Here is a 26,747-nt window from a genome sequence, read left to right as displayed (position 1 = left end):
ATCGATCGGAAGGAACCCGAATCGGCAATCCTAGAAGGATTGGCCGATGCCGGCATAAATTCCATAATCTGTGCCATCTTCGTACTTGTTCAGCGGCACGGCAAAATCAAGCCGCAGCGGCCCGAAAGGTGTGGCATATCGTATTCCCGCGCCGGCGCCGGCGCGGATATCGGAAAAACCCGGAAAGGTGCTGTCCGATACGGTGCCGACATCGATGAAGGGCACGAGGCCGATCGTATCGGTGATCCTGAAGCGGGCCTCCAGCGACCCGGTCACATAGGAGCGGCCGCCGGTGGCATCGCCGTTGTCGTTGTAAGGCGAGATTTCCTGAAAGCTGTATCCGCGCACCGAGCCGCCGCCGCCGGCGAAAAAGCGTTGCGTGGCAGGGATATCCTCGATCCCGCCGCCGCCGATCAGCACGCCGGCGGCGACCTTGCCTGCAAGCACGAGGCGATCTTCGGCGCCGAACGGAAGATAGCCGGAGATCGAACCCTCGAACGCCGCATAGGGGATGGCATTGAAGATCTCGTAGCCGGGCTTTGCCGACACCGTCGCGCGATAACCTTCGGTCGGATTGAACTTATCGTCGCGTGCGTCACGATCATATTGAAGCGGCAGAGCGATGGTCAGATAATCGTTGGTGCCGAATGCGTCGTCATCACGCTCCCAGCTGACTTCGCCGCTCGCCGACACCGTGTCCTTCTCGGTCAGTTCATAGGAAAGGCCGAGCGAGGCGGTGACGAGCGTCGCATCATAAGCGTCCGGATTCTGGGTCTTGGCGATGATGCCGGCCTTCAGCGTGGCGGCCGGGAAGAAGGCGCCGGGCTTGGTGAAGAGGATGCCGGCCGAATAGTCGAGGCTGCCGACATCGGTGGTTTCACCGAGCCGCGAGACCGAGCCTTCGATCCTCAGCGTCTCGGCTTCGCCGAACAGGTTGCGGTGACCCCAATAACCCTGGATGCCGAGGCCGTCGGTGGTGGAATATTGCGCGCCGACGCCGAAATAGCGCCTCTTGCCTTCGGACACCTCGATCGTCATCGGCAGCGTGCCGTCCGGCGCCAGCGCATCGCCCTCATGAATGGTGACGCTCGAAAAGACGCCGAGGGCGCGCAGCCGCTCGCCGGCCTTCTTCAGCGTTTCCGGCGAATAGGGGTCCCCTTTGTTCAGCCGGGAATAACGCTGGATGAACGCAGGCCGCACGGTTTTTTCGCCGGTGACCCCGACATCGCCGATCGGGGCGACAGGCCCGCCTTCGGCAGCAAGCACGATGTCGACCGTGTCGCTCCTGTGATCGGCTACGACCTTGCGTTCGGTCAATTTGGCGAAGGGCCGGCCTTCGCTTTTCAACTGCTCGACTATTCTGTCGCCGGCCTTGATGATGGCGAGCGAGCCGGCCTCTGCGCCGGGGGCAAGGTCGTAGTCGGCGGGATTGCGATCCGCGGCGTCGCCGCCGAACTGCACCTCTCTGACCTTGAAAACAGGGCCTGGTGTTATATCGACTGTGACGGGGACCGGCCCGGAGCGGTCGAATGTCGGATTGGGCGGCAGGTCGTCGATATTTTTGCCGTCGATGGTGATCGCCACCACTCCGCCATACCGGGCCTTTTCATAGAGCGCAGCGACCAGTCGCTCGCGGTCGTCACGCGCCTTGACGACGATGCCGAGATCGCCGGAGACGGGCTGTTTCTGGTCGCTGACAAGGCGGGAGCTGTTTTCGAGCGCTTCCCTGAGATCCGGATCGGCGGTGTCGGCCTTGAGGTCGACGTGATAGCGCACCGGATCAGGCACCTGTTCGCTCTCATCCTCCTCCTTGCCGAAGATGGTGATGCCGAAAAGCTTGAAGGCGTAAGCATCGCCGATCAGGACCGGTGAGAAAGCAGCTGCCGCTGCGACCACCATCATGGTGCCTGTTCGCCGATACGCAAAACCTATTTTCGGACTTGTCCCTCTAATCCGCATCCGCTGCTTTTGGTTACGCCTACATGAAGCTTCGTTGCCCAGCCGTGAACAGCTTAGCGGCAAAATCGCGCAGGGTGTACCATTTTAAATTGCCCACGCGCTAATTCGGTACAAAAAATCCCGGATGTGTGGCCGGGATTTCCTGTTTTGCCGTTTGTCAGCGCCCTCAGCGCGGGCAAGCATCGATGTAACGGCGGCCGTAGCGGTCGCGATAGTAGCACTGGCCGGGCTGTTCCGCGACGCTGCCGATCAGGGCGCCCGACACGCCGCCGATGGCGGCTCCGACCGCAGCACCTCGGACATTCCCGGTCACTGCGCCGCCAATGACGGCGCCGGATGCAGCACCAATACCGGCACCCTGCTGGGTCGGCGTGCAGCTTGCGACTGACAGGCCGATCAATGCGAGTATGACAGCTTTTTTCATCTCTTTCTCCTGGGTTATCGCCCAATGGGCATAGGCCGTCCCTATTGTTTTTTTGGCACGCTAGCCCGAAAACTATGTCGGAAGAAAGGGTTGTCCACCAGTGCCGCGATTTTTTTGCAGGACGAGTGTCGTCGCGGGGCCTGTGGTTTTGCGATTTCCATCGCGCTGCGCCCTATCAAACTCACGGATGATTGCGCCCATATTTTTTATCTGGAATCATTCAAAAATCTGGGCCTTTTGCCGCAGTTGATGTTAAAGCAAAGGGTAAGCATTGACGCGCGGACGTCCGATCGGCAAGAACGGCCGCGTGATACTGGAGCATATGATGGATTTCGAAGCATTTTTCAAAAACGAGCTGGACGGGCTTCATGCCGAGGGCCGCTACCGCGTTTTTGCCGATCTCGAGCGTCACCGCGGCAATTTCCCGCGGGCGACGCGCCATACGGCCGATGGCGAGAAGGAAGTCACGGTCTGGTGCTCCAACGACTATCTCGGCATGGGCCAGAACCCGAAGGTGATCGAGGCGATGAAGGCCGCCATCGACCACTGTGGCGCGGGTGCGGGAGGCACCCGGAATATTTCTGGCACCAACCATTACCACGTCCTGCTCGAGCGTGAGCTTGCCGATCTGCACGGCAAGGAATCCGCACTGATCTTCACCTCCGGCTATGTCTCCAACTGGGCGGCGCTCGGCACGCTCGGCGCGAAAATCCCCGGCCTGATCATCTTCTCCGATGCGCTCAACCATGCCTCGATGATCGAAGGCATCCGCCATGCCAAGTGCGACAAGGTGATCTGGAAACACAATGACGTCGCCGATCTCGAAGCCAAGCTCGCCGCCGCCGATCCGCAGGCGCCGAAGCTGATCGCCTTCGAGAGCGTCTATTCGATGGATGGTGACATCGCCCCGATCAGGGAGATCTGCGATCTCGCCGACAAATACGGCGCGATGACCTATCTCGACGAGGTGCATGCGGTCGGCATGTACGGCCCGCGCGGCGGCGGCATTGCCGAGCGCGAGGGGCTGATGGACCGGCTGACGGTGATCGAGGGCACGCTCGGCAAGGCCTTCGGGGTGATGGGCGGCTATATCGCCGCCTCGGCGGCGCTGTGCGATTTCATCCGCTCGTTCGCCTCCGGCTTCATCTTCACCACGGCGCTGCCGCCGGCGCTCGCCGCCGGTGCGGTCGCCTCGATCCAGCACCTGAAGGTCAGCCAGTTCGAGCGCGCACGCCATCAGGACCGGGTGCGCAAGCTGCGCGCGCTGCTCGACCAGCGCGGCATTCCGCATATGCACAATCCCAGCCATATCGTGCCGGTGATGGTCGGCGATGCCGCCAAGTGCAAGTGGATCTCCGACCTGCTGCTCGACAATTGCGGCGTCTATGTCCAGCCGATCAACTATCCCACCGTGCCGAAGAAGACCGAGCGGCTGCGCATCACTCCGACACCGCTGCATTCCGACGCCGATATCGCCCATCTGGTCGACGCCCTGCATTCGCTTTGGTCGCGCTGCGCGCTGGCAAGGCACGTCGCCTGATCTAACGATCGCCTGGGTTCTCACGCGACGAATCAGAACCTCCCATCGGAGGTTCTGACGCCGATTGTTGTTCGTATTCATTAGCTGGATAAGATTATCAGCGCTGCCCTCTAGGGGCGAATGACGCAATGCGGTCCCATGGATTCGCATCGGCCGTTTCCACGCCTTCCTTCCTGCGATCCACGCCTCACTGCTCCGTCTCTCGAAATGCATGAGAAAACCTTTTCTCACTTGACAGAGGGATTGGTAAAAGCTTTTCTCAAACCAATTCAGAAGGAGGAAGGCCTGAACATATCGGGAGGAAAAAGGGGCAGGATCACCATCCATGAGGTGGCGTCGGCTGCCGGCGTGAGCATCTCGACGGCGTCGAAGGCGCTCAACGACACCGGTCGGATGGGAGCGGAAACACGCGAGCGGGTGAAGCGGATCGCCGGCGAAATCGGATATCGGCCGAATGCGCTGGCGAGAGGTCTTCTCAGCAAACGCAGTTTCACCATCGGGCTGCTGACGAACGACACTTACGGCCGTTTCACGCTGCCTGTGATGGCGGGCATTTCTGACGCTCTCGTCGATCATGGCGTTTCAGTTTTCCTGTGCGCCATCGAAGACGATCCGGCGCTCGCCCAGATCCATGTCGACGCGATGCTGGACAAGCAAGTCGACGGAATCATTGCAACCGGCAAGCGGCTGGACAAACGTCTGCCCGTCGACCTGTCGAATTTGCATGTGCCTGTCGTCTACGCCTTTACGGAGGGGACGCAGAACAGCGTTACGTTTCGTTCGGATGATGAACAGGGTGCGAGGCTGGCGGTGGAATGGCTCGCGACGATCGGGCGGCGGCGGATTGCCCATATCACCGGGCCGGAAGAGTTCTTTTCGGTGCGGGAGCGGGCCGGCGCCTATCATCAGGTAGCGGGCCACCGCGAGCCGGTGCTCTATGGCGTCTGGTCGGAAAGCTGGGGCCATGAGGCGGTCGAACAGCTCTGGAAGAGGCCGGGAGAAAAACCGGATGCGCTCTTCTGCGGCAACGACCAGATCGCCCGGGGTGCGGTGGATGCGCTGCGCGAGCGCGGCGTCAAGGTGCCGCAGGACGTCTCGGTGATCGGCTTCGACAATTGGGAGATTGTCGCGGCCCAGACGCGGCCGCCGCTGACGACGGTGGATATGGAGCTGAAGGAGTTGGGGCGGCAGGCCGGATTGACGGTGCTGGCGCTTGCGGAAGGACGGCCTGTCGAGCCGGGAGTGAGGAAGTTGCCCTGCCGGCTCGTCGTCCGGCGGTCATGCGGAGGTAGGACCCCCGAGGAATGATAATCAGGGAAATGAACAAGGCGCGAGGAGATGCGCCATATTGGGAGGAGTGTCATGATCAAGCGTCTATTGGCGGCGACCGGCATCGCTACCTTGTGCCTGGTGTCGGCTGCATCGGCTGCCGAGAACGTCGAAATGTGGGTCCGATCGGGGATTGGCGATGCCTTTAAGAAGGTCGTCGAAGCCTATAATTCCAGCCATGAGAACAAGGTCGTGATGACCGAAGTGCCGTTCTCCGAGCTGGTGCAGAAATATGCGACGGCAATCGCCGGCGGACAGGCGCCAGATGCCCTGTCGATGGACCTCATCTACAATCCTGCCTTTGCCGCGGCCGGACAGCTGGAAGACCTGACGGATTGGGCGAAGTCGCTTCCCTATTTCAACTCGCTTTCGCCGTCGCATGTCCGCCTCGGCACCTATCAGGACAAGATTTACGGGCTGCCGCTTTCCGTCGAAACATCGGTCTTCGCCTGGAACAAGGATCTCTACAAGAAGGCCGGTCTCGACCCGGAAAAGGCGCCTGATAACTGGGACGAAATCACCGCCAATGGGGAGAAGATCCGGGCTCTCGGTGACGATACCTACGGCTTCTATTTCTCCGGCGGCGGCTGTGGCGGCTGCATGATCTTCACCTTCACCCCGCTCACCTGGGGTGCCGGCGCCGATATCCTGTCGGCCGACGGCAAGAAAGCGACGCTCGATACGCCTCAGATGCGCAAGGCCATCGATATCTACCGCAACATGGTCAAGAAGGACCTGGTGCCGGCGGGTGCGGCCAGCGACAACGGTACGAACTTCCTGACCTTCACCAATGGCAAGATCGGCCAGCAAAGCCTCGGTGCCTTCGCTATCGGCACACTGGTGACCCAGCATCCCGAGATCAATTTCGGCGTGACCCTCATTCCCGGCGTCGACGGCAAGCCGTCGTCCTTTGCCGGCGGCGACAACTTCGTCATTACCAAGGGCACGAAGAAGATCGACGCGGTGAAGGAGTTCCTTGAATATATCTATTCGATGGACGGCCAGAAGATCATGGCGAAATATGGCAGCCTACCGACACGCGGCGACATCGCCGACAAGGTGCTTGAGGGCCTCGACCCGCGAATGCAAGTCGGCCTCAAGGCGATCAGTGTCGCCAAGACCCCTTATACGCTGCAGTTCAACGACCTCATCAACAGCGCCAATGGTCCGTGGGCAAGCTTCACCAACGCGGCGATCTTCGGCGACGACGTCGACGGTGCGTTCTCCAGCGCCCAGTCGGAAATGCAGTCGATCATCGATAGCGGCCAATAACTCTCCCAAGGCCGCGGCCGGGGAGCGGTGGCAGCTTCCCGGCCAATTTCCATAGACAGATGCGGAGCGATTGATGACCGGTTCCGGTTCAGAGACCCTATTGCCTCGGCGCAAGCGTCGGCGCAGATCCAACTGGCGCGGCCTTGCCTACATCGCGCCGGCGATGGCGCTGGTCATCGTCTTCTTCGTCATGCCGGTTCTCTTCACTGGGTGGATGAGCCTTCATAACTGGCCGCTGATGGGAGCGTCGCGCTGGATCGGCTTCAACAATTATTTCCGCATGTTCAACGATACTCGTTTCATGGCGGCACTGAATTTCACCGCCTATTACACCGTGATCGTCACCATCGCGATCTTCGCCATCGCCTTTCCGCTGGCCATCTTCGTCGAGAGGGATAGGCAGTTCGTCAGCGCCTACCGCACGATCATCTTCCTGCCTGTTGTGGTCGGCCTTGCCACAGCCTCGCTGCTCTGGGTCTGGCTTGCCAATGTCGATAGCGGTTTCATCGGCCCGGCCTTGAAGGCACTCGGTCTTCTGGAAAAGAGCCCCAATCTGCTTGCGACCTTCGACACAGCCTTCCTGACTGTGGTGGTGATGGTCGTCTGGAAGATCGCCGGCTTCACCATGATCATTCTGCTGACCGGGCTGCAGGCCATTCCGTCCGAGCTGACGGAGGCAGCCCGCATCGACGGCGCCGGCCGCTGGCAACGTTTCCGGCATCTGACGCTGCCGCTGATGCGTAAGACGATCGCGCTGGCGTTGATCGTCTCGGTCACCGGCTCGATCCTCGCCTTCGACCAGTTCTACATCATGACGGCCGGTGGACCGCGGAACAAGATGATCTCGGTGGTCTATTACATCTTCAACCAGTCCTTCGTTTCGTTCAATCTCGGTTACGGCGCAGCGCTTTCGATCGCGCTTCTCGCCATCCTGGTCGCCATCAGCATCGTGCAGCTCTGGCTGCTTCGCGTCGGGGAGGAGCGTCCATGACGACGTCAAGGCAACGCCGCGCCCGCAAGGCCATCCGTACGAAATCGGCCTATCATCTCACCGGCATCGCCATCTCGATCTTTTTCCTGGCGCCCTTCGCGATCACGCTGCTCGCCTCCTTCCGGCCGGGTACCGAAGCCAGCCTGCCGCCCTTGCCGCCGTGGCCGACATCCGGCGTCAGCTTCGATGCCTATGCGCTGCTCGATACGTTCGGGGCCGGCATCTGGCAGCACATGATCAATTCGCTGTTCGTTTCGGTGGCGACCGTCGTGCTGACCGTCGTCGTCAGCCTGCTCGCCGGCTACGGTTTCTCGCGTTACCGGTTTCCGATGAAGAATGCACTCTTTGTGCTGATCATCGCCACGCTGATGATCCCGTTCCAGTCGATCCTGACGCCGCTCTTCATTATCCTGGCAAAACTCGGCCTCAACAATTCGCTGCTCGGGCTGACGCTCGTCTATGTGACGCTGCAGCTGCCCTTCTCCGTCTTCATGATGCGCAACGCCTTCGATGCTGTGCCGAAGGAGATCGAAGAGGCCGCCCGCATCGACGGCGCGCGCGACCTCAGGCTGCTGGCGCGCGTTCTGTTGCCGCTGGTACTTCCAGGCGTCGCGACGGTGGCGATCTTTGCCTTCCTCAATGCGTGGAACGAGTTTCTCGCCGCGCTCGTGCTGCTTTCCAGCAATGAGAAATACACCCTGCCGGTGCTGATGACGGCGGTCCGCGCCGGGCGGCTCGGCGCCATCAACTGGGGAGCGGTGCAGGCCGGTGTCGTCGTCATGACGATCCCCTGCCTGATCGTCTTCCTGCTCCTGCAACGCTACTACATGCGCGGGCTGATGGCCGGCGCGGTGAAATGACCTCGAACTGGATGATTTAAGGCCGGGTCGGTCCTTAAATTCGAATCCTGTTCTAAATTAGAGAGTTAGAGCATGATGTCGTCCGGAAAAACCGCTCACACTTTTCGGCATCATGCTCTAGGGAAAGTGGAGCCCATGACCAAGTCAAGCAACGACCGCCAGTTTCGCCCCGTCGCCGTTCCCGATGTCGAGCTCGGCGGCTTCTGGGGCAAGTGGCAGGATGCCGTCTGCAATTCGACCGCCGAGACCCTGCTCGACCGCTGCGTCGAAGCCGGGATGTTGAAGGCGATCGACGTCAGCCAGCCGAGCCCGGGCGTCGTCATTCCCATCCAGCCCTGGGGCGGGACGACGCAGATGTTCTGGGATTCCGACCTCGGCAAGTCGATCGAGACGATCGCCTATTCGCTTTATCGCCGGCCGAACCCGAAGCTCGAGGCGCGGGCCGACGAGATCATCGACATGTATGAAAGGATGCAGGACAAGGACGGCTATCTGAACGCCTGGTTCCAGCGCGTCGAGCCATCCCGCCGCTGGACCAACCTGCGGGACCATCACGAGCTCTATTGCGCCGGCCATCTCATGGAAGCCGCGGTCGCCTATTATCAGGCGACCGGCAAGCGCAAGCTGCTCGATATCATGTGCCGCTACGCCGATTACATGATCAAGGTTTTCGGTCATGGCGAGGGGCAGATACCAGGCTATTGCGGCCATGAGGAAGTCGAGCTGGCATTGGTCAAACTTGCCCGCGTGACCGGCGAGAAGAAATATCTCGACCTCTCGAAATTCTTCATCGACGAACGCGGCACCGAGCCGCACTTCTTCACGGCCGAGGCTGCTCGCGATGGCCGCAGCGCTGCCGACTTCCATCAGAAGACCTATGAATATGGCCAGGCGCACCTGCCGGTACGCCAACAGACGAAGGTCGTCGGCCATGCTGTGCGCGCCATGTATCTCTATTCCGGCATGGCCGATATCGCCACCGAATACAAGGACGACAGCCTGACGACGGCGCTGGAAACGCTCTGGGACGATCTGACCACCAAGCAGATGTACATCACCGGGGGCATCGGCCCGGCCGCGTCCAATGAAGGCTTCACCGATTATTACGACCTGCCCAATGATACAGCTTATGCGGAAACCTGCGCCTCTGTCGGTCTGGTCTTCTGGGCAAGCCGCATGCTCGGGCGCGGGCCGGACCGGCGCTATGCCGACGTCATGGAGCAGGCGCTCTATAACGGCGCGCTGCCGGGTCTTTCCACAGACGGCAAGACCTTCTTCTATGACAACCCGCTGGAAAGTGCCGGCAAGCACCACCGCTGGAAATGGCACCATTGCCCCTGCTGCCCGCCGAACATCGCCCGTCTGGTGACGTCGATCGGCTCATATATGTATGCAGTTGCCGATGATGAGATCGCCGTGCATCTCTACGGCGAAAGCACCGCCCGGCTGAAGCTTGCCAACGGCGCCGAGGTGGAGTTGGAACAGGCTACCAACTATCCGTGGGACGGCGCCGTCGCCTTCACTGCCAGGCTGAGAAAGCCGGCCCGGTTTGCGCTGTCGCTGCGCATTCCGGACTGGGCGGAGGGCGCAACCCTCAGCGTCAACGCGGCGATGCTCGACCTCGGTGCCCATGTCCGCGATGGATATGCGCGGATCGACCGCGAATGGGCGGACGGTGATAAGGTGGCCCTCTACCTGCCGCTGGCGCTTCGCCCGCAATATGCCAATCCGAAAGTGCGCCAGGATGCCGGCCGCGTCGCCTTGATGCGCGGTCCGCTCGTCTATTGCGTGGAAACAACGGACAATGGCAAAGATCTCAACGCCATCGTTCTGCCCCGCGAACTCCCGGCTGCCGAAACCGTCGTGCTGAAGGACCTCAATGATGCCGTCGCCCTCGATCTCAAGGTCGAGCGTGAGGAAACATCGAATTGGGGCAATTCGCTCTACCGCAAGGCGCCGGCCGAAAGGCGGGTCGCCACCGCACGCTTCGTGCCCTATCATCTCTGGGACAACCGCGCGCCTGGAGAGATGCTTGTCTGGGTCCAGGCGGACAAGTAGGTCGTTTGGGGATGACGAACGGTATGGGCAACAAGAGCGTCGTCCTTCAGGACGTGCGAAAGAGCTATGGCAATCTGCAGGTGGTGCACGGCATAGACCTGACGATCGAGGAGGGCGAATTCGTCGTTTTCGTCGGTCCGTCCGGCTGCGGAAAATCGACGTTGCTTCGCATGATCGCTGGCTTGGAGGATGTGACCGATGGGGAGATCGAGATCAAGGGACGGCTCGTCACCGATCTCGATCCATCCGAGCGCGGCATCGCCATGGTCTTTCAATCCTACGCGCTCTATCCGCATATGAGCGTGCGCGAGAACCTCGCCTTCGGACTGAAGATGGCGCGCACCAGTCCCGCCGAGATCGAGATGCGCGTCAAGGCAGCCTCGGCGATCCTGAAGATCGACCATCTGCTCGACCGACGCCCCGGACAACTTTCCGGCGGCCAGCGCCAGCGTGTGGCGATCGGCCGGGCGATCGTGCGCAAGCCGGATGTTTTTCTGTTCGACGAACCGCTGTCCAATCTCGATGCGGAGCTGCGTGTGTCCATGCGCATCGAGATCGCCCGCCTTCATTGCGAGCTCGGCAACACGATGATCTATGTCACGCATGACCAGACCGAGGCGATGACGCTCGCCGACAAGATCGTCGTGCTGCGCGACGGCCGCGTCGAGCAGGCCGGAACACCGCGCGAAATCTACGAGAATCCTTCGAATACATTCGTGGCGGGTTTCATCGGCTCGCCCCGGATGAATCTGCTGAATGCCCGATGGAGCGAAGACGGTCTGGTCGACGTTGCCGGCGGGCGCGTCGAAAGTGGCCTGCTGCCGAAAGAAAGGCCGGCCGGTGCAGCCGTGACGCTCGGTCTGCGGCCGGAGCATCTGAAGGTGGCGCCTGAGCTCACTGGCAGCCTGACGGCAAGGGTCGATTTTTCGGAATATCTCGGCGGAACGCAGTATCTCTACTGCCAGCTCAGCGATGGCCAGTCGCTCACCGTCGAGCACCGGTCGCCGACCAGCATTGCGGCCGGCGAAGAGGTCAGCCTGCAGTTCGAGCCGTCGAATTGCCGATTGTTCGATGAGGGCGGTAATCGGCTGCGATAGCTGTAGCCGCCCGGACCCTCACCCGACGAGATCGAGTTTCATCAGCGCCGCCGCTCGCTGCCGGGCTTGCCGGTCGGCGTTGAAAACGTCGTCCATGCCGGCAGCCGGCGGCAGGCCGGCCAGGTCGTCCATGACCCTTTCGGTGACTTCGGCCATGGCGAGGAAGGAGAGGCGCCCATCGATGAAGGCCTCCAGCGCCACTTCCTTGGCGCCGTTCAGCACCGCGCCCTGAACGCCGCCGCGCGTCATCGCAAGACGCGCCAGCCGCAAGGCGGGGAACCGCACCTCATCCGGCGCCTCGAAATCAAGTCTCGCGAGCCTGGCGAAATCCAGCCGCTCGACCGGCAGGTTCGGCCGGCGCGGAAAAGACAGCGCATAGCCGATGGCGGTGCGCATGTCAGGTGCGCCGAGCTGGGCCAGCACCGAGCCGTCGGTATAACCGACCATGGAATGAATGATCGACTGCGGATGGAAGATCACCTCGATCTGCTCGGGCCTCAGCCCGAACAGATGGCGGGCCTCGATCATCTCCAGCGCCTTGTTGAACATCGAGGCGCTGTCGATCGAGATCTTCAAGCCCATCGACCAGTTCGGATGGGCGCGGGCGGTTTCCACCGTCACATCGGCCATCTCCTTCAAGGAGGCGGTACGGAAGGGGCCGCCCGAGGCGGTCAGGATGACACGCTCGACGGCATGGCGCTGGGTTTCTTCCAGCACCTGGAAAATCGCATTGTGCTCGCTGTCGACGGGAAGCAGCCTGCCGCCGCCGGCGCGGATCGCCCCGATGAAGAGATCGCCGGCCGAGACCAGACATTCCTTGTTGGCAAGGGCGATATCGGCGCCACGGCGTGCAGCGGCAAGCGTCGGCGCCAGACCCGCGGTGCCGACGATTGCCGCCATCACCCAGTCGGCTTCACGGTCGGCTGCTTCCATGAGGCCGGATTTGCCCGACGCCACCGCGATGCCGCTGCCGGAAAGTTCGCTCTTCAGCGCTTCATAATGCCGGTCGTTTGCGGTCACCGCCAGCCGCGCGCCGAAGGATCTGGCCTGCCGGGCGAGCAGCTGGACATTGCCGTTGCCTGTCAGAACGGAAATTTCGAAGTCCTCCCGCCCGCCCAGATGTTCGACCACATTGAGGGTATTACGGCCGATCGACCCGGTCGAGCCGAAGATGCTGAGGCGCCGCGGCGCGGTTTTGCCGGTCATCATTTGGAATTTCGCGAAAAATGTCTCTCGTAGGCTCAGGCTCTACTAGGGTTTGGAGGGTGCGGCAAGTGTGCGGTGCAGCAGATATCAGCCCTGTAGGGGTTTACAGAGCGGCAGCGGGATGGGATCCTTATGACAATCCTGAAGGGATGTGATTCCCCTGCGGCCTCTCGTCGGCGCATGGGTAATCGGGGCCCGGCGGCTATCGAAAAACGGGCACTTGGCTGCCCTCGGCTTTTTCGGCCAACACTAAATCGAGGATGACATCGGGATGAACGGCTTGGCCGTGCTGCCCGTTCGCGTTCGCTGCGAGCACTTTGGTGCGGTATCGTGCCGTTCGATGAGCCGGCACGTGTCAGGGCAAAACGATCGGATCACATGACGATATTCAGAATAGCCATCATTCTTCTTGCGACCGTGCCTTCGCTGACCGTGGCTGCAAAGGCGGACGACCTGCTGATCTGGTCGCCTGCCAAGGTGTCGGATCGATCGTACAAGGCGACAATGGGTTTTCGTCTGCCGGCGGAATGGGAAACGAGCGCCGGCGCCGACCTCGCATTGGCAGCGACAAAAGGCGGCGCGCCGCTGCCCGATTCCGAACAGGCCATGCTCTGGGGCAGGATCAGCAAGACGAGCGTTACGCCGGCAGGCCAAGCGCAGCAGGGGGCCAGGGTCAGCGTCGATACGCTGCGCGGCAGCGGCGCGCTGACGCTCAGCCGCTCGCGCAGCTGGATTCTCTCGGATTCGCTCGACATGCAATCGAGCCGCTCCGTCAGCGTCCGTTACGATCCGGTCGACGCCAGGGAGACTTCGGTGACGGCGTCACAGGCGCTGAAGCTGATCCATCCCTGGACTGGAACCTCGCTTTCGGCCGGCGCGGGCGTCAGCAATGCGAGCGGCGACTTCTCGAGCACGGTGGCGGTCAACCAGGCGATCCTGCCGAACCTCAACCTCGATGCCTCGGTCAGCAATCCGTTTTTTCCCGATGAGGCCGGCAGCGTCAATCTCCGTTATCGCGTCAGCTGGTGACGCAGGAAACCAAACGAGGCCGATGGCGTTTCTTCTTCAGGTCTTTCGGAGGAACGGAATATGGTTTTCAAAGAGCCGACATTTCACGGGCTTGCGCCCGAAGTGGAAGCGGAGATCGCCAATCGCGCATCTCTCGAGGCCGCCGTCGCCAATGCTTTGGCAATTGCCGGCGGCATCGATGCGTCGGATGTGGAAGTGACGATGGAGGAAGATCAGGTCGTGTTGACAGGCACCGTCGGTACTGTCGGGGAGATCGAGCGGGCAACCGCCGTCGCCAGGGCAGTCGAAGGCGTGACTGCGGTGCAGAACCGAATCCTGCTCGGCGGGTCTGCTGTGGGAGAGCCGCACTGACATTGTCGAAACTTGCCCGCGCTTGCGAGCGCCGGCCTTGCCGACGCTATCACGGCGTTACGCCGGCTTGGCCGGTTAACCGGCGAATCGCTCGACGAGGAAGGATGAGCCGGCCGAGCGATCGGTCTTCGCTGTTGTCACCGGTCCCTGCGGGTGATAGGCGATGGCGAGCAGCAGAGCGCTGACGGCGACATAGGCGATTGCCAAAAGAGTCATCTTGATACGCATGATGAGTTCTCCCGTTTTCGCGATAAACGCGGCCGATGTTGCGAAGTTCCTCTTGGCGAAATCAAAGGAAAAGCCCGACCCCAATGCCCGGGCTTTTCATGCATAGACACTGCCTTATCGGCAGATCCGGGTCTCCTTGATGATCGTATGGCCGTGACGGCGGATTCTTTCCGTCTTGGTGAAGCAATCCTCGGAGACGCGGCGCATCATGTGATGGCGGTAGTAGGGGCGGTAGCGATAATAGGGCCCTTCCGAATCGCTATAATAAGGACGCGGGTTATCCGTGGTGATAGTGACACTTGCCGCCTGGGACGGCATGGCGGAAAGGACGGACGCTGCAGCGAGCGTGCAAGCAAGAATGAGCTGTTTCATGACGAGCCTCTCTTTCTGAGTTGGTCATAGTTTCAACTCGCCGGAAGCGCCGCCGGTTCAATCACATAGCGTTACCGATTGTGTCGAAGGCAGAAACCTTTGCGGCCGCGGATCGTTAGCGCAGGGAACAGCCGGAGGCCACGATCGTGGGACAGATTGCAAGGATCATCGCCATTGCCGCCGGACTTGCCGGCGGCACGGTCTTTTCGCAGGCGCCGGAATTTGCGCAGCAATATCGCCAGCGGATCGGCGGGGCGATCGATGAACTGCGTATCATCGTCGAGGACTTCAACCGCCAAGCCGCTCAGCACCATCTCGACCGCCGGCAGGCGCTGAACGCCTATGCCCAATCCTCCGACGATTTCCTGCGCGACCGCGGCGTCTCGATGCAGAGCACGATTACCCGTTACGAAGCACTGCAGTCGCAGCAACTGAAACTCGGCACCGCCGCCCCGGTCGCCAAGCCCTTCGTGCTGCTGAGGAATGCGGATGATGTGGTTTTCGCCAATACCTGGCGCGACTTCGTGCCTGGAGTGCCGATGAGCTTTGCCGGCCTCGTCTGGGGCGTAATCGGTTTTGCCGGCGGATGGGTGGTGGCGGCGCTGCCGGGGCTAGGGGCACGGCGGATCATAAGGAGACGAGGAGCCTATCGTCAGGTACCGCGAGCTTAATACGGGCAAAGCCGTTCGGCGGTGATCTACAAGACGAGATCAGTCATTCCACCCATTCCCGCAGTGGCCATATGGCTCAGCGCTTGAAAAATGGTGATCCCGGCGCGATTCGAACGCGCGACCCCCAGATTAGGAATCTGGTGCTCTATCCTGCTGAGCTACGGGACCACTTGGATGCCATGCATACAAAAGGCTTGGCGCGAAGCCAAGCCTTAATTCTTGTCAAAGGCCGAGGCGTTGTTCGGCGAGACGGACCCAGTAGGAGATGCCGTGGGCTATGGCTTCGTCGTTGAAGTCGTAGGCCGGGTTGTGGAGGCCGGCGCTGTCGCCGTTGCCGATGAAGATGAAGGCGCCAGGGCGGGCGTTCAGCATATAGGAAAAATCCTCGCCGCCCATCATCGGATCGATTTCGGCATTGACGTTCGCCTCACCGGCAATGGCGCTGGCGATGGCGACGGCATGCTCGGTCTCATCGGGATGGTTGATGGTGACGGGGTAGTTGCGATTGAAGCTGATCTCGGCCTCGGCGCCATGGGCTGCGACCAGGCCTTCGATAATCTGCCGGAAGCGCGTTTCGGCAAGTGTGCGCATGTCGGCGTCCAGCGTGCGGACTGTGCCGGCGAAGGTCGCGTCATTGGGGATGACGTTATGGGCAAAACCGGCATTGAACTTGGTCACCGAGACGACGACCGAGCTGATCGGATCGGCGGTGCGCGAGGCGATCATCTGCAGGTTGGCGACGATCTGGGCGGCGATGGCGATCGGGTCGATCGTCCGGTGCGGCTGGGCGGCGTGGCCGCCGCGGCCCTTGATGGTGACGGTGAATTCGTCGGTCGCCGCCATGATGGCGCCCTTGCGGATCGCAAACTGTCCCACAGGCAGGCCCGGCAGGTTGTGCATGCCGTAGACCTCTTCGATTTCGAAGCGCTCCATCATGCCATCCTTGACCATCAGATTGCCGCCGCCGCCGCCTTCTTCGGCGGGCTGGAAGATGACGGCGACATTGCCGTTGAAATTGCGGGTTTCGGCGAGATATTTCGCGGCGCCGAGCAACATGGCGGTATGGCCGTCATGGCCGCAGGCATGCATCTTGCCGGGTGTCTTCGAGGCCCAGGGCTTGCCGGTGACTTCGGTAAGCGGCAGGGCATCCATGTCGGCGCGCAGGCCGATCGTGCGGCGGCCTGCGCCGTTGCCCTTGATCAGGCCGACGACCCCGGTGCGGCCGATGCCGGTGACGATATCGTCGACCCCGAATTCCTTGAGTTTTTCAGCGACGAAAGCGGCCGTGTTTTCCACTGCGAAAAGAAGCTCGGGCCGGGCGTGGATATGGCGGCGCCATTCGGCGACTTCGTCCTGCAATTCCGCGGCTCTGTTCAAAATCGGCATATTGGCGTTCCTGTTATCAAATCCCGACAATCACTCGTCGCTTCAAAAGGGCGTGAGGCCCATGCAAATACTTCGTCAATGACCTTTGCCATGTCATAGCCATATAGGCTAGATAGATGAAGGTTGCGAGATTTTCCGGACATCTGAAGGACGAACCGTGTCGACGAGCCACTTCCGTTTGTTTGCCGCCATGCGGCCGTTTCGTTTCATGATTGCCGCGACTGCCGCTTTTGTCGCCTCGGTTTCGCTCGTTCAGGCCAATCCGCATATTCTCGTCGACGTGCAGACAGGCCGCGTACTCGAACACGAAGAAGCCTTCCGCAAGTGGTATCCGGCCTCGCTCACCAAGCTGATGACCGTCTATACCGTCTTCGATGCGATCCGCGCCGGTCAAATCAGCCTCGATACGCCCATCGTCATGAGCAAACGCGCCGCCGCCCAACCGGCCGCCAAGATGTATTTCAAGCCGGGCCAGAAGCTGACGCTCGACAGTGCCTTGAAGATCCTGATGGTGAAGTCAGCCAACGACATTGCGGTTGCGGTCGCAGAAGCCATTGGCGGTACGCAGGAAGGTTTCGTGACCCGGATGAACGGCGAGGCACTGAAGCTCGGCATGACGGATTCGCACTTCGTCAATCCGAACGGTCTGCCCGGCAAAGGCCAGTACACCACGGCGCGCGACCTTGCGGTGCTGACGGTGGCGCTGCGCCGCGAGTTTCCGCAATATGCCAGCTATTTCGCGCTTGAAGGATTCACCACCGGCCAGCAGAACGTCCCGAACCTCAACATGCTGATCGGCCGTTTCGCTGGCGCCGACGGCATGAAGACCGGTTTCATCTGCGCCTCGGGCTTCAACCAGATTGGTTCGGCGACGCGCAACGGCCGCACGCTTGTTTCCGTCGTGCTCGGCACGGACAGTCTCGCGGCGCGTGCCGATGCGACGGCGAACCTGTTGCAGAAGGGCTTTACGACGCAGTTTCCCGGCAGCGACACGCTCGGTTCGTTGAAGCCCTACGGGCCGGGACAAGACCAAGTGACCGACATCACCGCCGATATCTGCAGCGCCAAGGGCGCCAAGATACGCAGCGAAACGCGCGACGAGGTCGGCCGCATGAAGGTGCACTCGCCCTATATTCTGGAAATGGACCACGACCCGCAATTCGTCTTCGCCGGGCTCATTCCGGGGCAGGACCCGCAGCCGCCGCAGCAGCCGGAAAAGGTGGCGACCGGCGATACGGCTGGCGGCATCGCCAACGTGCCGGTGCCGCTGCCGCGCCCGACCGCGTTCTAAGACAAGATGGCTTCCAAGGTAAGGCAGATATGAGCGCGTTCAACGACAGGATTCCGGTCACCATTTTGACCGGCTTTCTCGGCGCCGGCAAATCGACGCTGCTGAACCGTATCCTCAAAGACCCCGACATGAAGGATGCGGCTGTCATCATCAATGAGTTCGGTGATGTCGGCATCGACCATCTGCTGGTCGAAAGTTCCGGCGATTCGATCATCGAATTGTCCGATGGCTGTCTCTGCTGCACCGTGCGCGGCGAGCTTGTCGATACACTGGCGAACCTGATGGACGCCGTGCAGACGGGCCGCGTCAAGCCGGTGAAGCGCGTCGTCATCGAAACGACTGGCCTTGCCGATCCGGCGCCCGTCATGCAGGCGATCATGGGCAATCCGGTCATTGCCACGAATTTCGAGCTCGACGGCGTCGTCACCGTCGTCGATGCGGTCAACGGGCTGCAGACGCTCGATAATCACGAGGAAGCGCGCAAGCAGGCGGCGGTCGCCGACCGGCTGATCGTCTCGAAGACATCGATGGCCGGCGCAACGGCGGAGCTGGAACAGCGCTTGCGGACGCTCAATCCGCGCGCGGCGATGATGGATGCCGACGGCGCCGAGGCCGGCAGCGCCGCCGTGTTGGTGAACGGGCTCTATGATCCGGCGACGAAGATCGCCGATGTCGGCCGCTGGCTGCGGGATGAGGATGCGCATGAGGCGCATCACCACGCTCACGGCCACGGTCAGGCTCACGATGGCGATCACCGTCACCACCACCATGGCCGCCGCCATGATCACGGCCATGCGGGTCAGGATCCGCACGACGTCAATCGTCACGATGCTTCTATCCGGTCTTTCTCCATCGTCGAAGAGAAGCCGATCGATCCAATGGCGCTCGAAATGTTCGTCGATCTCTTGCGCTCGGCTCATGGCGAAAAGCTGCTGCGGATGAAGGCGATCGTCTCCGTCTCCGACCGGCCGGAACGGCCGTTGGTGCTGCACGGCGTCCAGAGTATCTTCCACCCGCCGGTGCGGCTGCCGGCGTGGCCGGATCCGCAAGACCGGCGCACCCGTATGGTGCTGATCACCAAGGACCTGTCTGAGGCCTTCGTGAAGGATCTCTTTGACGCCTTCCTCGGCAAGCCGCGGATCGACACACCGGATCGTCAGGCGCTGTCCGACAATCCACTCGCCATTCCGGGTTTGCGAATCTAATAGCGCGCCGCGTCGTTCCTATCGCGTCCGATTCTCAGGCCGATGCGCTGGCGACATGTTTTACCGCTTGCGGATCAGGAAGCGATGACCGCTCTCAGTCTTTTCCGTCTCGATCAGGTCGTGGCCGTCCTCATTGCAGAAATGCGGCATGTCGATCACCGCCAGCGGATCGCTGGTGTCGACGAGGATGAGCGTGCCGCTTGCCAGGGCGGCAAGCCTCTTGCGTGTCTTCATCACGGGCAATGGGCATTTCAGGCCGCGAAGATCATAGAGAACGGGGTTCAAGCCGTTCAGTTCCGCGCCCAGAATTTCCAGAACGGCTTCTTTGCCGCGGCTTCTGCCGTCTCCTGCGGTTCGGGCGCGGGCGCGGCATAAGCGAGCGGATTTTGCATCGGCACCGGCACGACCGCAGGTGTCGCGGCGGCGACGCTCGTTGCCTGCGGCTGGGCCGGCGTTGCGGGTGTGGCGCCGGCCGCGGAGTTGGCGGTGAGGCTCTGCGTCGTGCGCTTGGCCATCAGCTCTTCGAGTTCGGCGACCTTGACCATGCGGCCGGCTTCGAGCGAGGTGCCAGTCGGGGCATAAGCCAGTTCTCGGCCCTTGCGCGTCTTGGCGACCACGGCTTTGCGCTCGGCTTCGGACGGGTCGTACCAGGCCATGCCGTCATATTTGCTCATCGCCTTGGCATATTCGGCGTCATAGGTCTTGCCGTAGGAGGCAAGGGCTGCTGTCAGTGCCGGCGGCGTCGACATGGCAGGGCATTTGCCGGCGGCATTGAAGGCCCCGCCATCGGTTGCCTGCTGGTTGAAGACGTATTTCTTCTCGCAGACATTGACCTCGGGCGGGCGCTTCGTCACTTCGAAATTGTCGTAGCCGACCTTCAGCATCTTCCAGAAGTCATTGTTCGGGTCGAGACGATGCTTGACCATGTTTTCCGCCGTCATGCGGAACGGAAACGCCTGCAGCTGCACCGTCGACTGGCCGCCCTTGAAAGCGTCGCGAGCAAAGGCGTAGATCTCCAGCACCTGCTGGTCGGTCATCGAATAGCAGCCCGAGGACGAGCAGGCGCCATGGATCATCAGATCGGAGCCGGTGCGGCCGTTCACCGCGTCGTAGCGGTTCGGGAAGCCGGTGTTGATCGCCAGATAATATTTGGAATTCGGGTTCAGGTTGGCGCGTGTCAGCTCGTAGAAGCCTTCCGGCGCCTGCCGGTCGCCGGTCTTGACCTTCGGACCGAGGCGGCCGGACCAGGCGCAGATCTTATAATCGGCGATCTTGTCGAAACGGTTGTCGGTCTTCGCTTTCCAGATCTCCATTGCACCTTCTTCCTTGAAGATGCGGATCATGATGGGCGAATTGCGGTCCATGCCCTTGGCGGCCATGGCGTTGAGGATATGGGGAGGAAGCGGCTGCTCGACCTTGTTCTTGACCTTGGAGAGATCGACCTGCGCGGTTTCCAACGCGTCATTGCAGCCGGTGAGAGCCAGCGCCATGAGGGAAACATAGGCAAAATGACGTATGCGCATCCAAACTAGCCCATAAAGATAGTGCGACCCGGTCCGCCTATGGAGTTCGGGCATTGGAAGGAATCATAGGCGGCTTATACTTTATAAAACCTTACCAGCCTATGACGTGCCTCGAACATCCCCGCAAGCGCGAATGTTACAGATAATATCAATGTGGCCAAGATTTGGCCCCAATCGCTGAAAAGCGCAACTTGCCTTAGAGGTTGCGCCCCATATTGAGGAATTTCTGACGCCGCTCATTGCGCAGCTGTTCGCCGGAACGCGATGCCATTTCGCCGAGCGCATTGGCAATCACGTCGCCGGTTGCGGCGATGACGCTGTCGGGGTCGCGATGGGCGCCGCCGAGCGGCTCGGAAATGATGCCGTCGATGACGCCGAGCGATTTCAGGTCTTCGGCGGTGATCTTCATGTTGGTGGCCGCTTCTCGGGCGCGGGTGGAATCGCGCCAGAGGATGGAGGCCGCCCCTTCCGGCGAAATGACGCTGTAGATCGAATGCTCGAGCATATAGACCCTGTTGCCGGTGGCAATCGCGATCGCGCCGCCCGAGCCGCCCTCGCCGATGACGACGGAAACGAGGGGAACCTTGACGCCGAGACACATTTCCGTCGAACGGGCGATCGCCTCGGCCTGGCCGCGCTCCTCGGCGCCGACACCGGGATAGGCGCCGGCCGTATCCACCAGCGAAATCACAGGCAGGCCGAAACGGTCGGCCATTTCAAGAATGCGGATCGCCTTGCGGTAGCCTTCAGGGCGTGGGCTGCCGAAATTGTGCTTCAGGCGCGTCTTGGTGTCGTTGCCCTTTTCCTGGCCGATGACGGCGACGGGCTGGCCGCGAAAGCGGGCGAGGCCCGCCTGGATGGCGGCGTCCTCGGAAAACTTGCGGTCGCCGGCAAGCGGGGTGAATTCCTGAAACAGCGTCTTGGCGTAATCGATAAAATGCGGGCGCTGCGGGTGGCGGGCGACCTGCGTCTTCTGCCAGGCATTGAGCTTGGAATAGATTTCGACGATCGCCTCGCGGACGCGAACCTCCAGCCTTCCGATTTCATCGGTGGTGTCGATGCTCTCGTCTTCCGTTGCGAGCTTCTTCAGCTCGATGATCTTGCCTTCGAGGTCGGAGATCGGCTTTTCGAAGTCGAGATAATTGTGCATGAGGTGCGTTTCCGTTCCTTGTGCCGCGGGGCGTTTTCCTGGCTCCGCCCCTTGTCGCCGGTCCTATTCGTGCTTTTTCGCCTGTTTGGCAAGGGGGTGATGCGTCTGGACGAGCTGCTGCAGCCGCTCTTCGAGGACATGTGTGTAGATCTGTGTGGTCGAAATGTCCGAATGGCCGAGGAGTTCCTGCACGACACGCAGATCGGCTCCGTTGGCAAGCAGGTGGCTGGCAAAGGCGTGGCGCATGACGTGCGGCGAGATCAGCGACGGCGTCAGGCCGGCGCGGATCGCCAGGTTCTTGAGGTCGCGTGCGAAGACCTGGCGCGGCAGATATCCCTCCTTGGAGGCGGCGGGAAACAGCCAGGCGCTTTCCAGCGGCTCCTTCGCCGCGGCGGTTTCGGCCGCCAGCAGGCGCCCATACGACTTCAGGGCTGCGATCGCCGAATGCGACAGCGGCACCAGCCGCTCCTTGTTGCCCTTGCCGCGGATCATCAGGAAGCGGCCCTCCTGGTCGAGCACGCGGGCGGGAAGCGAGACGAGTTCGCTGACGCGCATGCCGGTGGCATAGAGCAGCTCCAGCAGCGCCAGCATGCGCAGGCGCTGCAACTGGCCGGGGGCCGGATCGTCGGCCTCGGCCTGCGCTTGGGACAGCAGGCGGCCGACCTCCTCGACCCCCATCGTCTTCGGCAGCGGACGCCCCTTCTTCGGCGCGTCGAGAACACCGGTGGGGTCGTCGGTCCGCAGGCCCTCGGCATAGAGGAACTTGTAGAATTGCCGCATGGCGGCAAGCCGGCGTGCCTGCGAGGAAGGCTTGAAGCCCTGGCGCGCCAGCGAGGCGAGATAGGCGGCCAGGTCGGTCGAGGCGGCTTCGGTCAACCTTATGCTGCGGCCATTCAGGAAAGCGCTGACATCGTCGAGGTCGCGCTGGTAGGATTGCAGGGTGTTGGCGGCAGCGCCACGTTCGGCGCTCATCATTTCCAGGAAGGATTCCACGTGGACGCGGCTTAGATCCATCATCTCACTCACTTCCCTGTCGTGTTGATCGTGCCCGTCGCCGGCGGGTTGACCCGCTCGGAGGGAATACGGATCGTCACGTCGCGCTGCTGCGGCTCGACGAAGGTCACGAGCGCCCACATCGCTCCGTAAACCGTCCCGGCGAGGATCGCGCAGAAGAACAGGAAACGGAACAGGGTCGGCATCCGGCAACTCCTTCATGCTCTGCTTCTGTTATAAGAAGCGTATTCGCAAGTGCAAGAAGCGCTATTCAAGCCATGATTCCCTTGTCCGCGACTTGACGCTCCACCTGCATTTGTCGATACGGTTTGCAAACAAAGTGTGAATGGACCGATGAGTGAACCGCTGCTGACCGTTGCTGACAGCCTGAAAGACAGAGCTCGCGCTGCGCTCGGTTCACGCAATCTGGTCCTCGTCGGGCTGATGGGCGCCGGCAAATCCTCCGTCGGGCGCATCGTCGCCAGCCAACTCGGCATTCCCTTCATCGACAGCGATCATGAAATCGAGCGGGTGTCGCGCATGACGATCGCCGAACTTTTCGCAGCCTATGGCGAAGAAGAGTTCCGGGCGTTGGAAATGCGGGTGATGAAACGGCTCCTCAAGGGTGGACCACGTGTCGTCTCCACCGGCGGCGGCGCCTTCATCAACGACCGCACGCGCAGGCATATCAAGAAGGGCGGCCTTTCGATCTGGCTGAAGGCGGACCTCGACGTGCTTTGGGAGCGGGTCAACAAGCGTGACACGCGGCCACTGCTCAAGACCGAAAATCCGAAGCAGACCCTCGAAAACCTGATGAACGCGCGTTATCCGATCTATGCGCAGGCAGATCTCACCGTACTCTCGCGTGATGTGCGCAAGGAAATCATGGCAGACGAGGTGCTGAAGGCCGTGGTCGAACAGAAAGAAAGTGCAGCATCATGAATGCGATAAGCTCCACCTCATCAGTCCAGACGGTGCATGTGCCGCTCGGCGAGCGCGCCTATGACATCCTGATCGGGCCGGGGCTGATTGGGCGGGCCGGCGCCGAGATCGCCTCGCGTCTCAAGGCCCGCAAGGCGGCGATCATCACCGACGAGAATGTCGCACCGCTCTATCTCGAGACCCTCGCCGCAAGCCTGAATGCGGCAGGTATTGTCTCGGCCGAGGTCGTGCTGCCGGCCGGCGAAAAGACGAAGAGCTTCGAACACCTCATCGATGTCTGCGACAATGTGCTCGAAGCCCGCGTCGAGCGCAACGACTGCGTGATCGCGCTCGGCGGCGGTGTGATCGGTGATCTCTCTGGCTTTGCGGCCGGCATCGTCCGCCGCGGCGTGCGCTTCGTGCAGGTGCCGACTTCGCTGCTGGCGCAGGTCGATTCCTCCGTCGGCGGCAAGACCGGCATCAATTCCCCTCGCCATGGCAAGAATCTGATCGGCGTCTTCCATCAGCCGGACCTGGTTCTGGCCGATACGGAGGTGCTGAATACACTGAGCGAGCGAGAATTCCGCGCAGGTTACGCCGAGATCGCAAAGTATGGGCTGATCGACAAACCGGATTTTTTCGCCTGGCTGGAAGCGAACTGGAAGTCGGTGTTTACAGGCGGCTCCGCCCGCATTGAGGCAATCGCTGCCAGCTGCCAGGCGAAAGCCGATGTCGTCGTTGCCGACGAGCGGGAGACCGGCCAGCGGGCGCTGCTCAATCTCGGCCATACGTTCGGCCATGCGCTGGAAGCGGCGACCGCCTATGACAGCCGCCGCCTCGTGCACGGTGAAGGCGTGTCGATCGGCATGGTGCTGGCGCATGAGTTTTCCGCACGAATGAATCTTGCGAGTCCCGACGATGCACGGCGCGTCGAGCGGCATCTGAAGGAGGTCGGCTTGCCGACTACCATGGCCGAAATTCCTGGCGAGCTGCCGCCGGCGGAATCGCTGATGGAGGCGATCGCACAGGACAAGAAGGTCAAGAGCGGCAAGCTCACCTTCATCCTGACGCGCGGTATCGGCCAGTCCTTCGTCGCCGACGATGTTCCGGCATCCGAAGTGCTCAGTTTTCTCAGGGAAAAACATCCTTGACGACGATCGAAGGCGTTCTGACATTTGTCGCGGCCTATTGGCCGGAGATCCTTTCGATCACGGCGCTCGTACTGATGTCCGCCTTCTGTTCCGGCACGGAGACTGCGCTCACCGCCGTTTCGCGCAGCCGTATCCACACGCTTGAGGTCAACGGCGACGAACGCGCCGGCCTCGTCCGTCAGCTGATCGAACGGCGCGACCGGCTGATCGGTACGCTGCTGATCGGCAACAATCTTGCCAACATCCTCTCCTCCTCGATCGCCACCAGCCTCTTCCTCGGGCTGTTCGGCAGTTCGGGCGTGGCGCTGGCGACGCTCGCCATGACCATCATCCTCGTCATCTTCGCCGAAGTGCTGCCGAAGAGCTGGGCGATCTCGGCGCCGGAACGCTTCGCGCTTGCCGTCGCATTTCCCACGAGACTCTTCGTCGCCATCGTCGGCCCGGTGTCCTCCTTCGTCAACGCGCTTGTGCGGCGGATCCTGGCGCTGTTCGGCATCAATCTTTCGCGGGAAGTTTCGATGCTGACGGCGCATGAGGAGCTGCGCGGCGCCGTCGATCTCCTGCACCGCGAGGGATCGGTAGTGAAGGCCGACCGCGACCGCCTCGGCGGCGTGCTTGACCTCAGCCAGCTGGAACTCTCCGACATCATGGTCCATCGCACCAAGATGCGGGCGATCAATGCCGACGATCCGCCGGAAGCGGTGGTGCGCGCCATTCTCGAAAGCCCCTATACGCGCATGCCGCTGTGGCGCGGCACGATCGACAACATCGTCGGCGTCGTCCACGCCAAGGATCTCTTGCGGGCGCTTGCCGAACCGCACATGGAGCCGCAGAATCTCGATATCGTGAAGATCGCGCAGAAGCCCTGGTTCGTGCCGGACAGCACCAATCTCGAGGACCAGCTCAACGCCTTCCTGCGACGCAAGCAGCATTTCGCCGTCGTCGTCGACGAATATGGCGAGGTTCAGGGCATCGTCACGCTGGAGGATATTCTCGAGGAAATCGTCGGCGACATTTCCGACGAGCACGATATCGAGATGCAGGGCGTGCGCCAGGAGGCGGACGGCTCGGTCGTCGTCGATGGCAGTGTGCCGATCCGCGATCTCAACCGCGCGCTCGACTGGAACCTGCCCGACGAGGAGGCGACGACCATCGCCGGCCTCGTCATCCATGAATCGAAGACCATCCCGGAAGAGCGTCAGGCCTTCACCTTCTACGGCAAACGTTTCGTCGTCATGAAGCGGGAGAAAAACCGCATCACCAAGCTGCGCATCCGCCCCGCGCAGGAAGCCGATACGAAACCGGTGTGATCCGGTTGGATTGCCTGCGCCTTATACCCATATAGGCTGCTGGGCCGCTACCAGCGGGTGGGTTCACCCGGTGCCGCCGGTTCGACGGCCAGCGCGTGCAGGCCGGCATCGAGCTCCGGTTTCAACAGGTCGGTGATCGCCCGGTGGCGCGCCAGGCGGGAGAGGCCGGCAAATTCTGCCGAAACGATCCTCACCCGCATGTGGGTTTCGCCGGTGCCTGTGATGTCAGGCTGGTGGCCGGCATGCAGATGGCTTTCGTCGATGACGCTCAAGCGTTCGGGTGCGAAGGCTTCGACAAGTTTTTCTTCGATGCGGGATCGCAGGGTCATCATCCGGTCTTGCTGCTTCGCGAAAAGGGTTCCCACCAAGCCAGCAACATTCCCATTTGTCAATTCTTGTTGTCGCCTCGCGACAGCCTCATAATTAGCGC

27 protein-coding genes and 1 tRNA gene are annotated in these 26,747 nt (G+C 61.6%); 15 read left to right on the top strand and 13 right to left on the bottom strand.

What is annotated here, in order from left to right; translation table 11 throughout:
* Positions 1-30: 30 nt before the first annotated feature.
* The gene (locus tag NL154_RS19545; protein WP_434733222.1) at positions 31-1,959 is read right to left on the bottom strand and encodes an autotransporter assembly complex protein TamA; all 1,929 of its coding nucleotides are present in this window, start codon (positions 1,957-1,959) and stop codon (positions 31-33) included.
* A gap of 166 nt (positions 1,960-2,125) precedes the next feature.
* Positions 2,126-2,383 (bottom strand): YMGG-like glycine zipper-containing protein, encoded by a 258-nt coding sequence (locus NL154_RS19540; protein ID WP_011427043.1) that lies wholly within the window; start codon positions 2,381-2,383, stop codon positions 2,126-2,128.
* A 325-nt stretch (positions 2,384-2,708) separates the two neighbouring features.
* Here NL154_RS19540 and hemA point away from each other — a divergent pair, with 325 nt between their 5' ends.
* The 7 genes from hemA (at position 2,709) to NL154_RS19505 (ending at position 11,530) form a co-directional block, all read left to right on the top strand.
* Complete coding sequence (hemA, locus tag NL154_RS19535) at positions 2,709-3,923, top strand: 5-aminolevulinate synthase (protein ID WP_210633040.1); 1,215 nt, start codon at positions 2,709-2,711, stop codon at positions 3,921-3,923.
* Between the two features lie 330 nt (positions 3,924-4,253).
* Positions 4,254-5,231, top strand: a complete 978-nt coding sequence (locus tag NL154_RS19530) for a LacI family DNA-binding transcriptional regulator (RefSeq protein ID WP_210633039.1) — start codon at positions 4,254-4,256, stop codon at positions 5,229-5,231.
* Between the two features lie 54 nt (positions 5,232-5,285).
* Positions 5,286-6,524, top strand: coding sequence for an ABC transporter substrate-binding protein (locus NL154_RS19525; RefSeq protein WP_221147754.1), 1,239 nt, complete (start codon positions 5,286-5,288; stop codon positions 6,522-6,524).
* Positions 6,525-6,597: 73 nt separating this feature from the next.
* The gene (locus tag NL154_RS19520) at positions 6,598-7,515 is read left to right on the top strand and encodes a carbohydrate ABC transporter permease (RefSeq protein ID WP_434733221.1); all 918 of its coding nucleotides are present in this window, start codon (positions 6,598-6,600) and stop codon (positions 7,513-7,515) included.
* Entirely contained in the window at positions 7,512-8,375 is an 864-nt protein-coding gene (locus tag NL154_RS19515; RefSeq protein ID WP_210632920.1) for a carbohydrate ABC transporter permease, read from the top strand. The genes NL154_RS19520 and NL154_RS19515 overlap by 4 nt, the downstream gene beginning before the upstream one ends.
* A gap of 135 nt (positions 8,376-8,510) precedes the next feature.
* Complete coding sequence (locus NL154_RS19510; protein ID WP_210632919.1) at positions 8,511-10,433, top strand: glycoside hydrolase family 127 protein; 1,923 nt, start codon at positions 8,511-8,513, stop codon at positions 10,431-10,433.
* Positions 10,434-10,444: 11 nt separating this feature from the next.
* Entirely contained in the window at positions 10,445-11,530 is a 1,086-nt protein-coding gene (locus tag NL154_RS19505) for an ABC transporter ATP-binding protein (RefSeq protein ID WP_434733220.1), read from the top strand.
* Positions 11,531-11,548: 18 nt separating this feature from the next.
* Here the strand turns inward: NL154_RS19505 and dxr are convergent, their stop codons facing one another.
* On the bottom strand, positions 11,549-12,739 hold the full coding sequence (gene dxr / locus NL154_RS19500; RefSeq protein WP_434733219.1) for a 1-deoxy-D-xylulose-5-phosphate reductoisomerase: 1,191 nt from the start codon (positions 12,737-12,739) through the stop codon (positions 11,549-11,551).
* 375 nt (positions 12,740-13,114) lie between these two features.
* Between dxr and NL154_RS19495 the strand changes: the two genes are divergently transcribed.
* Positions 13,115-13,765, top strand: a complete 651-nt coding sequence (locus tag NL154_RS19495) for a hypothetical protein (RefSeq protein WP_434733218.1) — start codon at positions 13,115-13,117, stop codon at positions 13,763-13,765.
* A 60-nt stretch (positions 13,766-13,825) separates the two neighbouring features.
* The gene (locus tag NL154_RS19490; protein ID WP_221147758.1) at positions 13,826-14,116 is read left to right on the top strand and encodes a BON domain-containing protein; all 291 of its coding nucleotides are present in this window, start codon (positions 13,826-13,828) and stop codon (positions 14,114-14,116) included.
* Positions 14,117-14,191: 75 nt separating this feature from the next.
* Here the strand turns inward: NL154_RS19490 and NL154_RS19485 are convergent, their stop codons facing one another.
* Positions 14,192-14,344 carry a hypothetical protein gene (locus tag NL154_RS19485; RefSeq protein WP_210632914.1) on the bottom strand — a complete coding sequence of 51 codons (153 nt, stop codon included), beginning with the start codon at positions 14,342-14,344 and terminating at the stop codon, positions 14,192-14,194.
* 114 nt (positions 14,345-14,458) lie between these two features.
* The gene (locus NL154_RS19480) at positions 14,459-14,716 is read right to left on the bottom strand and encodes a hypothetical protein (protein ID WP_210632913.1); all 258 of its coding nucleotides are present in this window, start codon (positions 14,714-14,716) and stop codon (positions 14,459-14,461) included.
* A 146-nt stretch (positions 14,717-14,862) separates the two neighbouring features.
* On the opposite strand from NL154_RS19480, the gene NL154_RS19475 reads away from it, so the two are divergent.
* A complete protein-coding gene (locus NL154_RS19475) occupies positions 14,863-15,387 on the top strand; it encodes a DUF2937 family protein (RefSeq protein WP_221147759.1) in 525 nt (174 codons plus the stop codon).
* Between the two features lie 91 nt (positions 15,388-15,478).
* Here NL154_RS19475 and NL154_RS19470 read toward each other — a convergent pair.
* Together NL154_RS19470 and NL154_RS19465 are read right to left on the bottom strand one after the other, a co-directional pair.
* Positions 15,479-15,555 (bottom strand) — tRNA-Arg (locus tag NL154_RS19470).
* A gap of 54 nt (positions 15,556-15,609) precedes the next feature.
* Entirely contained in the window at positions 15,610-16,773 is a 1,164-nt protein-coding gene (locus NL154_RS19465) for a M20 aminoacylase family protein (protein WP_210632911.1), read from the bottom strand.
* Between the two features lie 157 nt (positions 16,774-16,930).
* Here NL154_RS19465 and NL154_RS19460 point away from each other — a divergent pair, with 157 nt between their 5' ends.
* On the top strand, positions 16,931-18,064 hold the full coding sequence (locus NL154_RS19460; protein ID WP_210632910.1) for a D-alanyl-D-alanine carboxypeptidase family protein: 1,134 nt from the start codon (positions 16,931-16,933) through the stop codon (positions 18,062-18,064).
* Positions 18,065-18,093: 29 nt separating this feature from the next.
* Entirely contained in the window at positions 18,094-19,269 is a 1,176-nt protein-coding gene (locus NL154_RS19455; protein WP_210632909.1) for a CobW family GTP-binding protein, read from the top strand.
* Positions 19,270-19,329: 60 nt separating this feature from the next.
* Here NL154_RS19455 and NL154_RS19450 read toward each other — a convergent pair whose 3' ends face one another.
* From NL154_RS19450 to NL154_RS19430, 5 genes are all read right to left on the bottom strand, one after another.
* A complete protein-coding gene (locus tag NL154_RS19450; RefSeq protein ID WP_434733217.1) occupies positions 19,330-19,554 on the bottom strand; it encodes a sulfurtransferase TusA family protein in 225 nt (74 codons plus the stop codon).
* 5 nt (positions 19,555-19,559) lie between these two features.
* Positions 19,560-20,792 carry a L,D-transpeptidase family protein gene (locus tag NL154_RS19445; protein WP_210632907.1) on the bottom strand — a complete coding sequence of 411 codons (1,233 nt, stop codon included), beginning with the start codon at positions 20,790-20,792 and terminating at the stop codon, positions 19,560-19,562.
* 196 nt (positions 20,793-20,988) lie between these two features.
* Positions 20,989-21,942 (bottom strand): acetyl-CoA carboxylase carboxyltransferase subunit alpha, encoded by a 954-nt coding sequence (locus tag NL154_RS19440; protein ID WP_210632906.1) that lies wholly within the window; start codon positions 21,940-21,942, stop codon positions 20,989-20,991.
* 63 nt (positions 21,943-22,005) lie between these two features.
* A complete protein-coding gene (gene xerD, locus NL154_RS19435) occupies positions 22,006-22,959 on the bottom strand; it encodes a site-specific tyrosine recombinase XerD (RefSeq protein WP_210632905.1) in 954 nt (317 codons plus the stop codon).
* 5 nt (positions 22,960-22,964) lie between these two features.
* Positions 22,965-23,141: a hypothetical protein gene (locus NL154_RS19430; protein ID WP_210632904.1), complete on the bottom strand. Its 177-nt coding sequence runs from the start codon at positions 23,139-23,141 to the stop codon at positions 22,965-22,967.
* 148 nt (positions 23,142-23,289) lie between these two features.
* On the opposite strand from NL154_RS19430, the gene NL154_RS19425 reads away from it, so the two are divergent.
* From NL154_RS19425 to NL154_RS19415, 3 genes are read left to right on the top strand one after another with little or no spacing between them, the layout of a single operon-like run.
* Positions 23,290-23,877, top strand: a complete 588-nt coding sequence (locus tag NL154_RS19425; protein ID WP_434733216.1) for a shikimate kinase — start codon at positions 23,290-23,292, stop codon at positions 23,875-23,877.
* Positions 23,874-25,007, top strand: coding sequence for a 3-dehydroquinate synthase (gene aroB, locus NL154_RS19420; RefSeq protein ID WP_210632902.1), 1,134 nt, complete (start codon positions 23,874-23,876; stop codon positions 25,005-25,007). Before NL154_RS19425 ends, aroB begins: the two co-directional genes overlap by 4 nt.
* Positions 25,004-26,317 (top strand): HlyC/CorC family transporter, encoded by a 1,314-nt coding sequence (locus tag NL154_RS19415; RefSeq protein ID WP_434733215.1) that lies wholly within the window; start codon positions 25,004-25,006, stop codon positions 26,315-26,317. The genes aroB and NL154_RS19415 overlap by 4 nt, the downstream gene beginning before the upstream one ends.
* Before the next feature lie 47 nt (positions 26,318-26,364).
* On the opposite strand, the gene NL154_RS19410 is transcribed toward NL154_RS19415, so the two are convergent.
* Positions 26,365-26,649, bottom strand: coding sequence for a BolA family protein (locus tag NL154_RS19410; RefSeq protein WP_434733214.1), 285 nt, complete (start codon positions 26,647-26,649; stop codon positions 26,365-26,367).
* Between the last annotated feature and the right edge of the window lie 98 nt (positions 26,650-26,747).

This window comes from Rhizobium sp. YTUHZ044 (assembly GCF_051123975.1).
Taxonomy (GTDB): domain Bacteria; phylum Pseudomonadota; class Alphaproteobacteria; order Rhizobiales; family Rhizobiaceae; genus Rhizobium.
This window is presented reverse-complemented; position numbering and strand designations above follow the sequence as displayed.

Bases quoted from the DNA above. Each gene is read 5' to 3' on its own strand.
- NL154_RS19425 (WP_434733216.1), top strand. From the start codon at position 23,290: ATGAGTGAACCGCTGCTGACCGTTGCTGACAGCCTGAAAGACAGAGCT.
- hemA (WP_210633040.1), top strand. From the start codon at position 2,709: ATGGATTTCGAAGCATTTTTCAAAAACGAGCTGGACGGGCTTCATGCC.
- NL154_RS19540 (WP_011427043.1), bottom strand. From the start codon at position 2,383: ATGAAAAAAGCTGTCATACTCGCATTGATCGGCCTGTCAGTCGCAAGC.
- NL154_RS19525 (WP_221147754.1), top strand. From the start codon at position 5,286: ATGATCAAGCGTCTATTGGCGGCGACCGGCATCGCTACCTTGTGCCTG.
- dxr (WP_434733219.1), bottom strand. From the start codon at position 12,739: ATGATGACCGGCAAAACCGCGCCGCGGCGCCTCAGCATCTTCGGCTCG.
- NL154_RS19490 (WP_221147758.1), top strand. From the start codon at position 13,826: ATGGTTTTCAAAGAGCCGACATTTCACGGGCTTGCGCCCGAAGTGGAA.
- NL154_RS19455 (WP_210632909.1), top strand. From the start codon at position 18,094: ATGAGCGCGTTCAACGACAGGATTCCGGTCACCATTTTGACCGGCTTT.
- NL154_RS19410 (WP_434733214.1), bottom strand. From the start codon at position 26,649: ATGATGACCCTGCGATCCCGCATCGAAGAAAAACTTGTCGAAGCCTTC.
- aroB (WP_210632902.1), top strand. From the start codon at position 23,874: ATGAATGCGATAAGCTCCACCTCATCAGTCCAGACGGTGCATGTGCCG.
- NL154_RS19445 (WP_210632907.1), bottom strand. From the start codon at position 20,792: ATGCGCATACGTCATTTTGCCTATGTTTCCCTCATGGCGCTGGCTCTC.
- NL154_RS19465 (WP_210632911.1), bottom strand. From the start codon at position 16,773: ATGCCGATTTTGAACAGAGCCGCGGAATTGCAGGACGAAGTCGCCGAA.
- NL154_RS19505 (WP_434733220.1), top strand. From the start codon at position 10,445: ATGACGAACGGTATGGGCAACAAGAGCGTCGTCCTTCAGGACGTGCGA.
- xerD (WP_210632905.1), bottom strand. From the start codon at position 22,959: ATGATGGATCTAAGCCGCGTCCACGTGGAATCCTTCCTGGAAATGATG.
- NL154_RS19515 (WP_210632920.1), top strand. From the start codon at position 7,512: ATGACGACGTCAAGGCAACGCCGCGCCCGCAAGGCCATCCGTACGAAA.
- NL154_RS19520 (WP_434733221.1), top strand. From the start codon at position 6,598: ATGACCGGTTCCGGTTCAGAGACCCTATTGCCTCGGCGCAAGCGTCGG.
- NL154_RS19485 (WP_210632914.1), bottom strand. From the start codon at position 14,344: ATGCGTATCAAGATGACTCTTTTGGCAATCGCCTATGTCGCCGTCAGC.
- NL154_RS19440 (WP_210632906.1), bottom strand. From the start codon at position 21,942: ATGCACAATTATCTCGACTTCGAAAAGCCGATCTCCGACCTCGAAGGC.
- NL154_RS19430 (WP_210632904.1), bottom strand. From the start codon at position 23,141: ATGCCGACCCTGTTCCGTTTCCTGTTCTTCTGCGCGATCCTCGCCGGG.
- NL154_RS19495 (WP_434733218.1), top strand. From the start codon at position 13,115: ATGACGATATTCAGAATAGCCATCATTCTTCTTGCGACCGTGCCTTCG.
- NL154_RS19545 (WP_434733222.1), bottom strand. From the start codon at position 1,959: ATGCGGATTAGAGGGACAAGTCCGAAAATAGGTTTTGCGTATCGGCGA.
- NL154_RS19510 (WP_210632919.1), top strand. From the start codon at position 8,511: ATGACCAAGTCAAGCAACGACCGCCAGTTTCGCCCCGTCGCCGTTCCC.
- NL154_RS19480 (WP_210632913.1), bottom strand. From the start codon at position 14,716: ATGAAACAGCTCATTCTTGCTTGCACGCTCGCTGCAGCGTCCGTCCTT.